Raw genomic sequence first — 13,917 nt, 5'->3', positions numbered from 1 at the left:
GACATCCATGTCCCGTAGAAAAACGGCGTGCATCCCTGCACATCGCCCTTCGGGTTTTTCCCACTGGCTCCGCCGCTGCGGAAGGGGACCCCGAAAGTCAAAAACCAAAAGCAACCGCAACCGCAACCGCAACCGCAACCGCAACCGCAACCGCCAGAATCTTCGCGCCTGCGCATCTGCCTGCAGTCAACGCACCCGGCATGAGGGCCACCGCATGAGGCCCGCCCCGCTGTTGATCGCACTGCTGGCCGCATGGGGCCTGCTCGGCATCGCCGTCGCCCTGCACTGGCTGCCCACCACCGCCTGGATCGCGGCCGCCTGCGCGATCGCCGTGCCCGCCGTGGCCGACGCGCTGTGGCTGTGGCGCCGGCCCACGCCAAGCGTGCGGCGCGAACTGCCCGAGACCCTGGCGCTTGGCGTCGAGCGCGAGACCTGGCTGCAGCTGGACAGCTTTGGCCGGCAACGCGTGGACGTATTCGACCTGGTGCCCGGCGGCTGGGCCATGCGCGGGCTGCCTCGCACGCTGCGCATGGCGCGGGCCAGCGAATCGCGCTTCAGTTACCACTTCACGCCCGGCGCCCGCGGCATGTTCGATTTCGCCGGCGTGCAGCTGCGCCTGCATTCGCCGCTGCGGCTGTGGCGGCATTCACGCGTGGTCGCGCCGCAGCAGACGGTGCGGGTCTATCCGAATTTCGTGCCGTTGACCCGGCTGGCCCTGCTCAGTGCGGAAATGGCCTCGCGCCTGGTCGGCGCACACCTGAAGCGGCGGCGTGGCGAAGGCACGGATTTCCACCAGATGCGCGAGTACCGCGTCGGCGACAGCCTGCGGCAGATCGACTGGAAGGCCACCTCGCGCGCGCGCAAGCTGATCTCGCGCGAGTACCAGGACGAAAAGAACCAGCAGCTGGTGATGATGATCGACACCGGCCGGCGGATGCTGGCCGACGAGGGCGGGCTGTCGCATTTCGACCACGTGCTCAACGCGTCGCTGGTGGTGTCCTACCTGGCCCTGCGCCAGGGCGACGGCGTGGGCCTGTTCGCCAGCGGCGGCGAAAGCCGCTGGGTGGCGCCGCAGCGCGGGCTCGGCGCGATCGACACGCTGCTGCGCGCCAGCTTCGACCTGCAGCCGCAACCGGTGGCCACCGACTACCTCGCCGCGGCCACCGGGCTGTCGCTGCGGCAGTCGCGTCGCTGTCTGGTGATGCTGGTCACCAACGTGCGCGACGAGGACATCGAGGACCTGCTGGCCGCCGTGCGCCTGCTGCAGAAGCGGCACCTGGTGTGCGTGGCCAGTCTGCGCGAGCGCGAGCTGGACGATGCCCTGGCGCGCGGCGCCGATACCCTGCCCGACGCGGTGCAGGCCGGCGCCATCGCCCGCTACCTGCAGCAGCGCGCAGCCGCGCACGAGGCGCTGCGCAGCCACCGGGTGATGGTGCTGGACGTCACCGCCGAGGAACTGCCCGGGGCGCTGGTGGAACGCTACCTGGCGGTCAAGCGCGACGGGCTGCTGTAAGCGCGCGCGGGCAGCGCTGGCAGGTCCTGGTGGACCCGCCAGCCGCGGCAATCACTCGTGGATCGTGTAGGAGCCGAGCTTGCACAGGTCCTGCGTGTCTTCGGTGATGTCCAGCCCCGAATCCTCGTCGAACTCGAAGCGCATGTCGTACACGCACTGGCTGCGGCCATCGGCAATGGTGACCCGCACGGACTCGCCCGGCCCCAGTACATCGGAGCCCAGCACGTCTTCCTCCCAGTCGTCCACGCCGGCCGGCGAGGTATGGAAGTAGGTCATCACCGCGGAGGTGCCGTTCTTCAGGGTGAAGACCAGGTCCTGGGCCTGGGCCGCCGGTGCAAACGCGAGGGCCGCCAGCAGCGTGCCGGCGAAAAGCTTCTTGTCGAACATCAGGGTTCCTTCATGCAGAGGGGATGGGTGCCCTGGCACGCGGCGCCGTTCTCCCCAACGGCGCCGGTGTATTCATGAATTGGCAGCGGGATTTGAGCTTCGCGGAAGCGCGAAGTCAATCACTATATTTTTCGCGAAGCCGCGTTTTTCATGAAGTTTTCCGCCCCTGTTTTACGGTTGCGCGCGACCACGCCGCGGCCTTCCGGGGCATTCCGCGCAAGGGCGACGCCCGGCCCCGCGCGATGGCGGGGCGGGCCTGCGGCAATGCGCGGGGTCTCAGACGTAGATGCGGGTATTGCCGGCCGGGGCGTCGTCGACGATGGCGTGCGGCAGGAAACGGGCGCTGTCGCGGGTGATGCGGCTGTCGTCCTCGCGCACGCCGATGCCGCAGGCGCGGTCGCCCACCACCCAGCTGCCGACCAGCGGGTAGTTGCCGTCGAATGCCGGCAGCGGATGGAACGCCTGCACGATGCACGGCCCGGCGTAGGGGCCTTCGCTCTCCTGCCAGCGGCCATCGCTCATGTGCATGGCGACGTTGGCGCCTTCGCGCGAGTGCAGCGGCTTGCGCACCCAGCCCGCCGGCAGCGCGCTGCCGTCGTCGAAGTGCGCTTCAAGCAGGTTGGGGTGGCCGCGGTAGCGCTGCCACAGCAGCGGCAGGATGCCCTTGTTGCTCAGTACCGCCTTCCACGCCGGTTCCAGCAGGCGCACGCCGGAACCGGGCAATGCCGCGCCGAATTCCTCGCGCATCAGGTCTTCCAGCGGATACAGCTTGAACAGGCTGCCGATCACCACGTCGTCCAGGTCGGTGAAGCGGCCGTCGGCCGACAGGCCGATGTCCTCGATGGCGATGGCCGCGCCGTGCAGGCCGGCCTGCGCCGCGCAGTCGCGCAGGTAGGCCACCGTGCCCTGGTCCTCCTCGGAGGCCCCCACCGCGCTGAAATACAGCGGCGGCGGCAGCTGCGCCGACAGCTCGGCGAAGCGCTCGACCAGGGCCTCGTGCAGCGAGTTGAACTGGTCGGCCTGCTGCGGCAGCGCGCCGCGGTTGCGCTGGTCCTCCAGCCATTGCCACTGGAAGAACGACGCCTCGTACAGCGAGGTCGGGGTGTCGTAGTTCAGCTCGTACAGCCTGGCCGGGCCATTGCCGTCGTAGGCGAAGTCCAGGCGGCCGTACAGATGCGGGTCGCGGCGCCGCCAGCTCTCGGCGATCCAGTCGCGGAACGGCGCCGGGATCGCCAGCCGCTCCATCAGCTCCTCGCTGGCGACCACGTCGCCGACCAGGTCCAGCGCCATCGCGTGCAGCTCGGCGCTGGGGTCTTCCAGGTCGTTCTCGATCTGGCGCAGGGTGAAGGCGTAGTACGCGGTCTCGTCCCAGTACGGCGCGCCGTCGATGGTGTGGAAACGGAACCCCGCCTCGGCCGCGCGCGCGCGCCAGTTGGAGCGCTCGGCAATGGCTACCCGCCTCACTGCATCAACCGCCGACCGTGGTACGGCTGCCGCTGCGCGCGCCGAAGCCGCCGCGGCTGGCGGTGACGGCGCGGTTGGGCTCGCTGCTGACCGGTGCCAGCCCGGCCTTGCCGGCGCCGATGCCGCTGGCGGTGTTCATGCCGCCGGTACCGGCCGGCTTGGCCCAGCCATTGGCGTTGTCCTTGAACGCCGGCTGCGCGGCCGGCGGCGCGGCCACCGCCCCGGCGCGGCCGCCGTTGAGCATCTGCGACATGAAGAAGCCCATCATCATCGGGCCGATGAACGAGGTGCCGGCGCTGGTGTGCTGCTGCACGCACTGCTCGGCCGGGTACTCCTTGGCGCACGCTTCCTTGCTGGCGTACTTGGGCGCGGCGTCGGCGGCCTGCTGCTGCGCGGCGGCAAAGGCCGTGCGGCAGGCGGACGGATCACCGGTGGCTTCGCTGCAGGCTTCCACCGAGGTGTACAGCCCTTCCTGCACCTGCACGGATTCCTCCTTCTGGCAGGCAGTGAACAGCAGCGGCGCGGTGCTCATCAGCAGCAGCGCGGTGGTCCTGGATCGCTTCATCGTCGTAGCCCCATGAAAGTCGTCCCCGAATGATGCCCGATCCGGCCATGCAGGCGGAAATCGGCCGCGCCACCAACCTGAACGCCGTTTCAGGTAAAGGCCGGGCCGACGGGCCAGCAGCCGGGCCGGCGCAGGCCTGGCAGGCCACACGCCGGCACCGGCGTGCGCGCCGCGATGGTTGCAACAGCAACCGGGTTCTTCATGCAGAATCGATGGCATTGCGTTCCGCTGCCTTCCCCATGCCCGACTACCGCTCGAAAACCTCCACCGCCGGCCGCAACATGGCCGGCGCCCGCGCCCTGTGGCGCGCCACCGGCATGACCGATGGCGACTTCCACAAGCCGATCATCGCCGTGGCCAATTCCTTCACCCAGTTCGTGCCCGGGCACGTGCACCTGAAGGACCTCGGCCAGCTGGTGGCGCGCGAGATCGAGGCGGCCGGCGGCGTGGCCAAGGAGTTCGACACCATCGCCGTGGACGACGGCATCGCGATGGGCCACGACGGCATGCTGTACTCGCTGCCCAGCCGCGAGATCATCGCCGACTCGGTCGAGTACATGGTCAACGCGCACTGCGCCGACGCGCTGGTGTGCATCTCCAACTGCGACAAGATCACCCCCGGCATGCTGATGGCCGCACTGCGGCTGAACATCCCGGTGGTGTTCGTCTCCGGCGGGCCGATGGAAGCCGGCAAGACCCGGCTGGCAGAGCACAAGCTCGACCTGATCGACGCGATGGTCGCGGCCGGCGACGAATCGGTCAGCGATGCCCAGGTGGCCGCCATCGAGCGCAGCGCCTGCCCGACCTGCGGCTCGTGCAGCGGCATGTTCACCGCCAACTCGATGAACTGCCTGACCGAAGCGCTGGGCCTGTCGCTGCCGGGCAACGGCACCGTGGTGGCCACCCACAGCGACCGCGAGGCGCTGTTCAAGCGCGCCGGGCGGCTGGTGGTGGAACTGTGCCACCGCTGGTACGGCGGCGAGGACGCCAGCGCGCTGCCGCGCGGCATCGCCACGTTCGAGGCGTTCGAGAACGCGATGACCCTGGACATCGCCATGGGCGGCTCGACCAACACCATCCTGCACCTGCTGGCCGCCGCGCAGGAAGCGGAAGTGGCCTTCGACCTGCGCGACATCGACCGCCTGTCGCGGCGCGTGCCGCAGCTGTGCAAGGTGGCGCCGAACACGCAGAAGTACCACATCGAGGACGTGCACCGCGCCGGCGGCATCATGGCCATCCTCGGCGAACTCGCGCGCGGCGGGCTGCTGCACACCGGCGTGCCGACCGTGCACAGCCGCACCCTGGGCGACGCCATCGCGCGCTGGGACGTGACCCAGGTGCAGGACGCGGCGGTCCACCAGTTCTACAAGGCCGGCCCGGCGGGCATTCCCACCCAGGTGGCCTTCAGCCAGAGCACGCGCTGGCCGTCGCTGGACACCGACCGTGCCGACGGCTGCATCCGCGACGTCGCCCATGCCTTCTCCAGCGAAGGCGGGCTGGCGGTGCTGTACGGCAACCTCGCCGCCGACGGCTGCGTGGTCAAGACCGCCGGCGTGGACGAATCCATCCACGTGTTCGAGGGCAGCGCCCGCGTCTATGAAAGCCAGGACGCCGCGGTGAAGGGCATCCTCGGCAACGAGGTGCAGGCCGGCGACGTGGTGGTGATCCGTTACGAAGGCCCCAAGGGCGGCCCCGGCATGCAGGAAATGCTCTACCCCACCAGCTACCTGAAGTCCAAGGGCCTGGGCAAGGCCTGCGCACTGCTCACCGACGGCCGCTTCTCCGGCGGCACCTCGGGCCTGAGCATCGGCCACTGCTCGCCGGAAGCCGCCGCCGGCGGCAGCATCGGCCTGGTCCGCGACGGTGACCGCATCCGTATCGACATTCCGCAGCGTGGCATCCACCTGCTGGTGGACGACGCCGAACTCGCCCGCCGCCGCGACGAGCAGGCCGCGCGCGGCTGGAAGCCGGCACAGCCACGCCCGCGCAAGGTCAGCACCGCGTTGAAGGCGTACGCGCTGCTCGCGACCAGTGCGGACAAGGGCGCCGTACGCGACAAGGCATTGCTCGACGGCTGACGCCACGCCCGGGCCCGCTCAGATCGGCTTTACGGCACCCGGCAATCGCTCCAACGGAACCGGCAGACCGCCGGTGCCACGGCCCAGCACGTGCGTGTGGATCTGCTTGGTCGCCACTTCCCAAGGGCCGGGCAGCGCCTGCACCGTGCGGATACCGTAGGCGGCCCCAGCAAGTGCGTGGCGAACGGATACCGCAACGCGCAGTGGGTGGCGGGCTTGGCGATGCACGCACGCGCGTGCGCAACCTTGGATGGCCCACCTCGGGTTTCCCCAGCTACAGGGTGGCGCCCGGCCCGGCCAGTGCGCGGACCGACGGACACGCGCCAGAAGGGAAACAGGTACGGCCAACCCGGCCCGCCATCGGCACCGGGGTACTTGCGTGCCGACGCGTGTGGCAGGTGGACCCGGCCATTGCCGCCGGCCGGATCCTGGCCCTGCAGCACCAGCGACCGCCTGCGCTGCCGCAGCGGCGCCCACGCAGAGATTCCGGCAGGGGCACGCACCGGTCACGGCCGCCCTTGTCACTGTGCCCGCTGATTTCCCTACCGACGAAATCCACGCACTTGATTCGCAGGCGCTGGCGTTCCAGCAGGCACATGCCGGTTCGGTACCGCAGGCGCGCCATCGACTCCCGCTCCCGCTCCGGCAATGCCTGCGGCAGCCGCGCCACTTCCTCCTGCGACAACACCACTGGCAGCCGGCGGAGCCGCCTGCCACGCACCACTTCTGCCATCTGCGGCAGTTCAACCCCCCAGCACCACCCGTTAAGGAAACAGCAACGCCGACAATGCCTGGTTCCGGGTGGCCGCGGCCACATTCGACGTGGTTGCCAGCGAGGTGAGAGACGCCTCGACCTCCTTCGCTCCCAGCGCCCCCGGGCGACGCTTGCCGTTGGCGCTGATGAAACGGCGGCCCCACCCCACACAGGCCCGTCCGGTACCGGCGCTGTAATGCCATAGCCGGATCTGCTCATGCATCCGGTCGAGCAGGCGCGGTGACCCGGATTTCGATACACCGGCGGTTCGAGGGGGTAAACCATGGGCAGCATTCCTGCCCCGTAACGCTGTCATCGTGCAGGCGATACGAAGCCCTCCACCATCACGCAACCCGTTGATGCCCGTCAGGGTTTATCCGGCTCACGAGCCGGATGGAAGCCTGCCATACTTGGAAAGACGCAACTGATAGGCGGCTGAATAGGTGTTGGCTCCCATGATGGCACCCCCGAAGAAATCGTGCCTGCTCAGGCTGTGGTTCCTCGCATTGCTTGCCATATCCTTCAGTGCAAGCGCAATCGTCATTCGTGATGACGTTGATGACTCAAAGTATCGAGTCCCGTCGTCTGAGTTTTCTGCGCTGGTTGACATGCCTGGCGAGGGACACGGCGTGTTGATTGCTCCGCAATGGGTGGTTACCGCCGCCCACGCCGTCACATGGCAATCTGAAATTGCACAGGTAACCATTGCCGGTGTGCCACGAGATGTTGAACGTCTTGTGATACACCCCGGATATAAAAAGCCGCCACAAAATCTGCTTGACCAAGCGCTTGCCACTTGGGATTGGACCCTTTTCAGGGTGCTACTCTCCTCTTCGGATGACATCGCACTTCTCAAACTGGCACAACCCGTAGCTGACGTCTCTCCGGTCGCAATCAACAAGAGCGATGACGAGTTCGGTCAAATCATCAAGGTCATAGGAAAAGGTGCCACGGGCAACGGTGTCACCGGATACGAATTCAGCAGCTCCCATCGCACTGAACTTCGCCGTGCGTACAACAAAGTCACAAGCGCTGATGGTCGCTGGCTCTGCTATATGTTCGACAAACCGTCGGATGCCCTTCTCCTTGAGGGCGGGTCAGGAAGCGGCGACAGCGGCGGGCCGGCCCTGCTGCAGACTGAGAAGGAGTTGTTGTTGGCCGGGGTGACTTCTTGGTCAGATCCACAAAGCATCGACAGAACACCCGGGCGTTATGGTCAAATCACTTGCAATGTCCGCCTCAGCCATTACAAAGACTGGATTGAAAACATTATTTTCAAACGGCCGTAAGTGTCGGCTGGCAATTCGTTCAAGCCGACGCCGCTTCACGGCACGACGTGACTCAGGTGTCAGACCCCATGAACAGCTACGACCTCGCGCCTGACCCGGAAACTCTAGCAACGCTCCACCAGCTCAAGCATGGGGTCGTGTCCGCTGCCACGTGCCGAACGTTCCCGCATCTGGCGAAGTGTACGCAGCTTTTCCTGCAGTGTGCGGATGGCCGCTGGATTGAGCTAAGCGCGCGCGGCGAAGACCTGGAATTCAAGTTTGAGGTCTTCACCCTGCATGTTCGACCTGCAGAGCGCATGAACCCAACAGCGCACCATGAGCTCCTGCTCACCGGCCCAGTGGAAGTGGTTCCACTCCTTACGGAGGACTGGATCGATCCTGCAATTCCGGCCGGGTCAACTCTGGGGTCAGGCCCGGTCGTCCAATGTGCAGGAGCTCCGGGCTCGGCTTCTGCCTCCGCTAGTGCAGTCTGCCGCTACCTGGGCGGCGTTCGCTTCCGTGATGCAAAGGGCGTAGTCCTCCATGTGGCAACCTCGGGTTTCCCGTACGACTTGCACGTAACAGGCATCTCAGACGACCCCGAATTCCGCAAGGGAAATTACGTGGCAGCCAGACTTGGGTCCTGACAACTCTTCCAAGCCGACGCCGCTTCGCGGCGAGACTTCACTCAGGTGTCATGGCCCATGAGACCGACTTTGCGCTGGTTGCTGCTAGGCCCGGTCATTGCGCTCGTCGTCCTGGCGTCATGGTCGCTCTACCCGTTGGGGCGTTTTGCGGCGCTGTCGGCGTGTCCAGATTCATTACGCGTCACTGAGTCCACCACAGACTTCTCACAGCCGGACTATTCTGTGGAATCCATTGTTTGTTCCACTGGCTGGTTCCCGGTTGCAGAGGCCTCGCTCGTGATTCTGGCAATCATTGTGTCATTTCTGGCCGCTGGCGTTTCCGCTTATCGGCTTTCGCCTTCCCATCGGCGGCTGTCGGCGGCACTGTCGTCACTGATAGTCGTTGGGCTCGTAGTCGCGGCGTTTGCATATCAGCCCTAGCAACTCATTCAAGCCGATGCCATTTCGCCGGCCAGCTTGATTCAGCCATCAGGCTTCAATTGAGAGATCACGATGAAATTCAAGACGATACTCCTCGCCACCATGCTCGCGCTCTCGCCGTTCTCCATACGCGCCCAGAGCGCGGCAGAGCAGCCACCAGGGGCAGATACTCAGATCGAGATGCAGAAATTTGAGTTCGAGAAACGCATTGAGATGGAAAAGCTCCACGTAGAGCGGCAGAAAGCATGGATCAGCGGTGCGGCATTCATGGTCCCCCTGATGGTCGCAGCCATAACCTTCGCACTAGGCATCCGGAACCAGGCCGAACAATCACGGCTGCAGCGGGAGTCACAGGAGAAGTCAGCCATTGCACAGTTCGAGTTGAAGGCAGCGGAAATAGTCCTGTCAGAAAAGAACCCGACGGCCCTGAAGAACAAGGCAGCCGCACTTAAGGCTCTTTTCCCGCACAGATTGCCGAAGGATTTCGTTGCTCAATTCGATCCAAAGGACTTTGAAGGGAGTCCTCGTGGAGAGGGCGGGGTCGAACCGAAGCTCAGGTTTTTTGAGATCGCCGCAGAAAATCCAGAGAAGGCGAAAGAACTGGCGGCCCTGTGGGGTGAGTTGTTTCCAGGCGACACCTGGGTCCAACGAATCAAGGCCATGACTTGAAGCCCAACCGTTCATTCGAGTCCATCCCGCCCCACGGGTCGGATTGATTCCACAGTCAGGTACCACATCATGGCCACGAAGTCCGTCAAAGAACTCCTGGATGACGTTCGCCTGCTCGGCGACGAGCAGTTCTCATTGGTTGAGTCCGTTCGCAAGCTCGTCAGGGAGACCATTCCGTCCGTGACCGAGGAGGTCAAATACGGCGGCATTCTCTTCGCCTCAGGCGTGCAGTTCTGTGGCGTCTTCGCCTACAAGCAGCATGTCTCGGTTGAATTTGGCAGCGGCGCCAGGATCAAAGACACTGCCGGCCACCTGGAAGGCGGCGGCAAAGGCCGAAGGCATCTCAAGCTGCGCTCGGCAGATGACATCAGGGCAAAAGCGTTGGCCCATTACCTTCCGTTGGCCCTGGAGGCTGCGAGGAGTGGTGCCTGATGATTCAATCAGGTCGATACCGCTTCGCAACGGGGCTGAATTCGGGATCCAGGCCTACATGAGACTGTTCGTCGCCATGTCCATAGTTTCCCTTCTCTGCTCATGTGGACGCCATGAGCCAGTCGCCTGTCCTGGGAGTATTTCGCCCGGCAGTCGCACTGGGACTGAAGCCGCTGCCATTAGTGATGCCTTGGTACGAAGCAAAGGTCGTTGCGGCCCAAATGCCCGCAACTGCCATGTCATAGCTTCAGAGAGTAACGATGGCCAGATTCTTGTTGGCATACATTTCCTGGTGCCAAACGACAGCTCCGGAACCTGTGCGCAACGCATCGGGGACGAGATCATCTTTGTCTACACAAGGGACGGACACTACCGTGAAACCATTCCAGGGATGTAGACCCATGAGTTCATTCAAGCCGACGCCACCTTCCGGATCGGCATGACTGTGTTGATTGTCATGGGACAGAGATCACAACGTGTCCTCGAGACGGACAAGACCCTTCCCGGTGTTTTGCCGGCATTTGCAGTCGCCGCATTCTTCTTTCGCGATGGAATAGGTCCAATGGCTTTTCTAGGGCTTGCCATCGCATTGCTTGTTCAGATACTCCGGGTCGCGTTCTCGCGTGGGCGCCGCGAGGCGCTTGTCCATATTTTGGGTGTTCCCCGGTGCGCAGTACACACTCCATCCTTTTCATTCGGGCCGGCGCCAGCCAGCGGTCCGGCCTGATGCGGGTGCCTGGCACCTTGGAGAACCGTCGATGGATGCAGACACGCGGGTGGCGCTGTGGGAGGCCTTCTCCGAATTTTTCCTGGATACCGAGCTGGACGAAGCCGTGTATCAGCACGTGGCGCGCGTTGTCAGGGCGTCCGGTGTTACCCGACTGGAAGCGGAAGCGGTCTTGTGGAACGAGGTCTTTCCCGTTCTTCACCGCAATCTGCAATCGGTTGCCGGGGAGTGGGCGGGCTGGAGCCGGGAGTGGCTTGTGGCCAACATTCGCCCCTCGCAGGGCGTGGCTCGCCGAACAGGGCCAACGGTACTCGTCGAGGAAGTGCAGGGTTGCTGGGATGAGGTGCTGATGCACCTGGGCGCAAACACCTGCTAGCCCTTCGCTGCCGACACCGCCGTGCGGCGTCGTTGCCTTGGCACCTGGGTCAGGCCTGCAACCGCCGCGCATTGTGTCGTCCATCAGACGCGCATGTCCTGCGTACCCGGCTTCCTGTCCGAAAGGACCGCGACCAGCGTCTCATTGCCGGCCGGCGGATGCCCGTTGCGTTGAGCCGGCCAGTGCCGCGGTGTCGGGTGCCAGTCTGGTGCGGCGCAGGGCGTCATGGGTGAGAAGATGCGGGCCTGCATCGGCCCGACAATGACCCCGATGATCCAAAGCTGCAGGACGGGTGCAAGGCATGCGAGGATTCGTGGCGGAAGGACAGCGACCGGACGGCAGGCAATGACACTGGCGCGGCTATCCGGGTCATGTGTGGTTTCTGCTGGTCAAAGGTCTGCCTGATCCACCGCATCGCCACCTGGCAATCCACTCGAACTGGGGCCGCCAGGCACCGCAGCTCAGCCCAGGTGCCAGGGATATCGACAGGAGCGTGCCGCATGCCCAACAAGAAGCAGCCGACCACGTTTTGCAGCCCGGTCCTCGTCGCGGCGGGCCGGGCGTTCTCGTTCGCCACGGTTCCACCCGAAGTGAGCAGATCCCATCTGCGACGCGGCAGGATGACGGCCCACGTGTCCATCGGCACAAGTCATTTCGATGCGCGGATGGAGCCCGATGGCAAGCTCGGGCATTGGTTCATCGTCCCACCCGGCGTCATCAGGAAGGAAGCACTGGCGGCGGGAAGCAATGCGCTGTTCACGCTGGCCAAGCTGGATGAGCAACCCGATCCGGCACTGCCCGACTACTTCCAGGTGCTCCTGGACGGAAGTCCGTCCGCACGGGCGACCTGGGCGGGCACGACCACGCTGGCCAGGATCGACTGGGTTCACTGGATGGAATCCGCCAAGCAGGAGGCAACGCGGCACGAACGGGCCGCCAACGCGATCGACATGCTCGAGAAGGGAAAGAAGCGCGTGTGCTGCTTCGATCCATCGGGCTTCTACAGCAAGGCGCTCGCCTGCCCCGCGGAGGAGAGCGGCTAGACATCGGCGCGGGTGCCTGGCATGTCGATCAGGACCACTGTATTTTGTGGCGCCACACGGCCCATGCAGCCGTGTAGATTCCCCAGCGTCAGGACGTCCGCTTCACGCGATGCATCGCTGCAGGTCCATCCATGCGGGCATCGGTAGTCCGGCGCTGCGCGACCAATCTCCAGCAGGTAGTGTGCGTACGACACGAGATCCTCATGACCAACTACTTCGACAGCCCGTTCAAGGGCAAGTTGCTCTCCGAGCAGGTGACGAACCCGAACATCAAGGTCGGGCGATACAGCTATTACTCCGGCTACTACCACGGCCATTCGTTCGACGATTGCGCACGCTATCTGCTGCCGGATCGCGACGACGTCGACCAGCTGATCATCGGCAGCTTCTGTTCCATTGGTTCCGGTGCCTGCTTCATCATGGCTGGCAACCAGGGCCATCGGCATGACTGGGCATCTTCCTTTCCGTTTTTCTACATGAAGGAAGAGCGCGCGTTCTCGAACGCGCACGATGCGTTCCAGCGGGCAGGCGATACGGTGCTGGGCAGCGACGTCTGGGTGGGGTCCGAAGCGATGATCATGCCCGGCGTGCGGATCGGGCATGGCGCGGTGATCGGCAGCCGCGCATTGGTCACACGGGATGTCGAGCCGTATTCGATCGTGGGCGGAAACCCTTCGAAACAGATCAGGAAGCGCTTTTCCGATGCGGAGATAGCGTTGCTGCTTGAGATGAAGTGGTGGGATTGGCCGATCGACAGGATCGAGGCCGCAATGCCCCTGCTGTGCACATCCGACATTGTCGGCCTGCACGCCTACTGGCGCGGCAATTCCGCCTGAACCCCGGCCGGCGTGGATCCGCGCAGACCCACGTGTCCGCCAACAGCGGCCACGTGGCGGACCGGGCCCGCGGCGCCAGGATCGCCACGCCACGGGGCAAGGTGATCCTGCCGCTCCGTCCGAAGTGCGACTCCGCGGCACTCCCGGCCCGACCGCGCAGTGGCGCGCCACCGTGGAGACCAGGCGGGTGCGGCAGCACCATGCAATGCAGCAACCGGCGCAGGGTTTCCTGATTCACAACACCTTTGCGAGCGGCCATACTCGGCCGGTTGCCGCAACGCGCGGCTCGATACCCGCTGCGCATCCGAGGAACGACATGGCCAGACCCCAGAACCGCTCGCAGCTGATGGATCGGCTGGGTGCAGTGCAGTTGAACACCGTGTGGAGCTGGTGCGGGGTCAACGATTCCGAGCGCAAGGTGTATTTCAGCATCTGGACCGACAACAGCTGCACGCACGATGGCGCGAAGGCCTACCTCGTCCAGGGGCCGGAGTGGGGCATCAACGAGCAAGGCGGCAAGTCGCCGGCCAGGAATGACCAGGATGCGAAGCTGGCACTGGTGTTCGAGCAGGGCTACGAGCCGTGGTGCTACTTCATCGAGGCGAAGGACCGCAGTGCGCATCCGCGCGAGATCGGCAGCACCCTGACTTCGTTCGTGCTGCTCCTCAAGCTCGACAGGCGCGCGGACGGGAGCATCGTCGGCACCCCGCTCAAGCGGGTCGAAATCGGCTAGCGCAC

At 65.0% G+C, this 13,917-nt stretch carries 14 protein-coding genes; 10 read left to right on the top strand and 4 right to left on the bottom strand.

The window, feature by feature from the left end; genetic code table 11:
• The first annotated feature begins 214 nt into the window (after positions 1 to 214).
• Positions 215 to 1,513, top strand: a complete 1,299-nt coding sequence (locus tag QQA12_RS00730; protein ID WP_226050785.1) for a DUF58 domain-containing protein — start codon at positions 215 to 217, stop codon at positions 1,511 to 1,513.
• 51 nt (positions 1,514 to 1,564) lie between these two features.
• On the opposite strand, the gene QQA12_RS00725 is transcribed toward QQA12_RS00730, so the two are convergent.
• From QQA12_RS00725 to QQA12_RS00715, 3 genes are all read right to left on the bottom strand, one after another.
• Positions 1,565 to 1,900: a hypothetical protein gene (locus tag QQA12_RS00725; RefSeq protein WP_226050786.1), complete on the bottom strand. Its 336-nt coding sequence runs from the start codon at positions 1,898 to 1,900 to the stop codon at positions 1,565 to 1,567.
• A 276-nt stretch (positions 1,901 to 2,176) separates the two neighbouring features.
• Positions 2,177 to 3,364, bottom strand: coding sequence for a glutathionylspermidine synthase family protein (locus tag QQA12_RS00720; RefSeq protein ID WP_056932850.1), 1,188 nt, complete (start codon positions 3,362 to 3,364; stop codon positions 2,177 to 2,179).
• Between the two features lie 4 nt (positions 3,365 to 3,368).
• The gene (locus tag QQA12_RS00715) at positions 3,369 to 3,929 is read right to left on the bottom strand and encodes a DUF1190 domain-containing protein (RefSeq protein WP_182335837.1); all 561 of its coding nucleotides are present in this window, start codon (positions 3,927 to 3,929) and stop codon (positions 3,369 to 3,371) included.
• A 239-nt stretch (positions 3,930 to 4,168) separates the two neighbouring features.
• Between QQA12_RS00715 and ilvD the strand changes: the two genes are divergently transcribed.
• Entirely contained in the window at positions 4,169 to 6,007 is a 1,839-nt protein-coding gene (gene ilvD, locus QQA12_RS00710) for a dihydroxy-acid dehydratase (protein WP_226050838.1), read from the top strand.
• A 764-nt stretch (positions 6,008 to 6,771) separates the two neighbouring features.
• On the opposite strand, the gene QQA12_RS16460 is transcribed toward ilvD, so the two are convergent.
• On the bottom strand, positions 6,772 to 6,984 hold the full coding sequence (locus tag QQA12_RS16460; RefSeq protein ID WP_343238626.1) for a phage integrase N-terminal SAM-like domain-containing protein: 213 nt from the start codon (positions 6,982 to 6,984) through the stop codon (positions 6,772 to 6,774).
• A gap of 232 nt (positions 6,985 to 7,216) precedes the next feature.
• On the opposite strand from QQA12_RS16460, the gene QQA12_RS00700 reads away from it, so the two are divergent.
• The 8 genes from QQA12_RS00700 to QQA12_RS00665 all read left to right on the top strand — a co-directional run bounded on the left by QQA12_RS00700 (position 7,217) and on the right by QQA12_RS00665 (position 13,912).
• Positions 7,217 to 8,050 carry a trypsin-like serine protease gene (locus QQA12_RS00700; protein ID WP_226050787.1) on the top strand — a complete coding sequence of 278 codons (834 nt, stop codon included), beginning with the start codon at positions 7,217 to 7,219 and terminating at the stop codon, positions 8,048 to 8,050.
• Between the two features lie 68 nt (positions 8,051 to 8,118).
• Entirely contained in the window at positions 8,119 to 8,676 is a 558-nt protein-coding gene (locus QQA12_RS00695; protein WP_226050788.1) for a hypothetical protein, read from the top strand.
• Positions 8,677 to 9,168: 492 nt separating this feature from the next.
• A complete protein-coding gene (locus QQA12_RS00690) occupies positions 9,169 to 9,765 on the top strand; it encodes a hypothetical protein (protein ID WP_226050789.1) in 597 nt (198 codons plus the stop codon).
• A 69-nt stretch (positions 9,766 to 9,834) separates the two neighbouring features.
• Positions 9,835 to 10,197 carry a DUF1801 domain-containing protein gene (locus QQA12_RS00685; protein ID WP_054662300.1) on the top strand — a complete coding sequence of 121 codons (363 nt, stop codon included), beginning with the start codon at positions 9,835 to 9,837 and terminating at the stop codon, positions 10,195 to 10,197.
• Between the two features lie 758 nt (positions 10,198 to 10,955).
• A complete protein-coding gene (locus QQA12_RS00680; protein ID WP_226050790.1) occupies positions 10,956 to 11,300 on the top strand; it encodes a hypothetical protein in 345 nt (114 codons plus the stop codon).
• A gap of 500 nt (positions 11,301 to 11,800) precedes the next feature.
• Positions 11,801 to 12,343 (top strand): YdeI/OmpD-associated family protein, encoded by a 543-nt coding sequence (locus tag QQA12_RS00675; protein WP_162486335.1) that lies wholly within the window; start codon positions 11,801 to 11,803, stop codon positions 12,341 to 12,343.
• Between the two features lie 203 nt (positions 12,344 to 12,546).
• Complete coding sequence (gene catB / locus QQA12_RS00670; protein ID WP_054662291.1) at positions 12,547 to 13,179, top strand: type B chloramphenicol O-acetyltransferase; 633 nt, start codon at positions 12,547 to 12,549, stop codon at positions 13,177 to 13,179.
• 316 nt (positions 13,180 to 13,495) lie between these two features.
• Positions 13,496 to 13,912: a hypothetical protein gene (locus QQA12_RS00665; RefSeq protein ID WP_226050791.1), complete on the top strand. Its 417-nt coding sequence runs from the start codon at positions 13,496 to 13,498 to the stop codon at positions 13,910 to 13,912.
• The last annotated feature ends 5 nt before the right edge of the window (positions 13,913 to 13,917 follow it).

The organism is Stenotrophomonas sp. 17(2023), from assembly GCF_030345315.1.
GTDB classification, from domain to species: domain Bacteria; phylum Pseudomonadota; class Gammaproteobacteria; order Xanthomonadales; family Xanthomonadaceae; genus Stenotrophomonas; species Stenotrophomonas acidaminiphila.
This window is presented reverse-complemented; position numbering and strand designations above follow the sequence as displayed.

Excerpts from the sequence above, each read along its gene's own strand:
- QQA12_RS00730 (WP_226050785.1), top strand. The coding sequence starts at position 215 with ATGAGGCCCGCCCCGCTGTTGATCGCACTGCTGGCCGCATGGGGCCTG.
- QQA12_RS00725 (WP_226050786.1), bottom strand. The coding sequence starts at position 1,900 with ATGTTCGACAAGAAGCTTTTCGCCGGCACGCTGCTGGCGGCCCTCGCG.
- QQA12_RS00715 (WP_182335837.1), bottom strand. The coding sequence starts at position 3,929 with ATGAAGCGATCCAGGACCACCGCGCTGCTGCTGATGAGCACCGCGCCG.
- ilvD (WP_226050838.1), top strand. The coding sequence starts at position 4,169 with ATGCCCGACTACCGCTCGAAAACCTCCACCGCCGGCCGCAACATGGCC.
- QQA12_RS16460 (WP_343238626.1), bottom strand. The coding sequence starts at position 6,984 with ATGCATGAGCAGATCCGGCTATGGCATTACAGCGCCGGTACCGGACGG.
- QQA12_RS00700 (WP_226050787.1), top strand. The coding sequence starts at position 7,217 with ATGATGGCACCCCCGAAGAAATCGTGCCTGCTCAGGCTGTGGTTCCTC.
- QQA12_RS00695 (WP_226050788.1), top strand. The coding sequence starts at position 8,119 with ATGAACAGCTACGACCTCGCGCCTGACCCGGAAACTCTAGCAACGCTC.
- QQA12_RS00690 (WP_226050789.1), top strand. The coding sequence starts at position 9,169 with ATGAAATTCAAGACGATACTCCTCGCCACCATGCTCGCGCTCTCGCCG.
- QQA12_RS00685 (WP_054662300.1), top strand. The coding sequence starts at position 9,835 with ATGGCCACGAAGTCCGTCAAAGAACTCCTGGATGACGTTCGCCTGCTC.
- QQA12_RS00680 (WP_226050790.1), top strand. The coding sequence starts at position 10,956 with ATGGATGCAGACACGCGGGTGGCGCTGTGGGAGGCCTTCTCCGAATTT.
- QQA12_RS00675 (WP_162486335.1), top strand. The coding sequence starts at position 11,801 with ATGCCCAACAAGAAGCAGCCGACCACGTTTTGCAGCCCGGTCCTCGTC.
- catB (WP_054662291.1), top strand. The coding sequence starts at position 12,547 with ATGACCAACTACTTCGACAGCCCGTTCAAGGGCAAGTTGCTCTCCGAG.
- QQA12_RS00665 (WP_226050791.1), top strand. The coding sequence starts at position 13,496 with ATGGCCAGACCCCAGAACCGCTCGCAGCTGATGGATCGGCTGGGTGCA.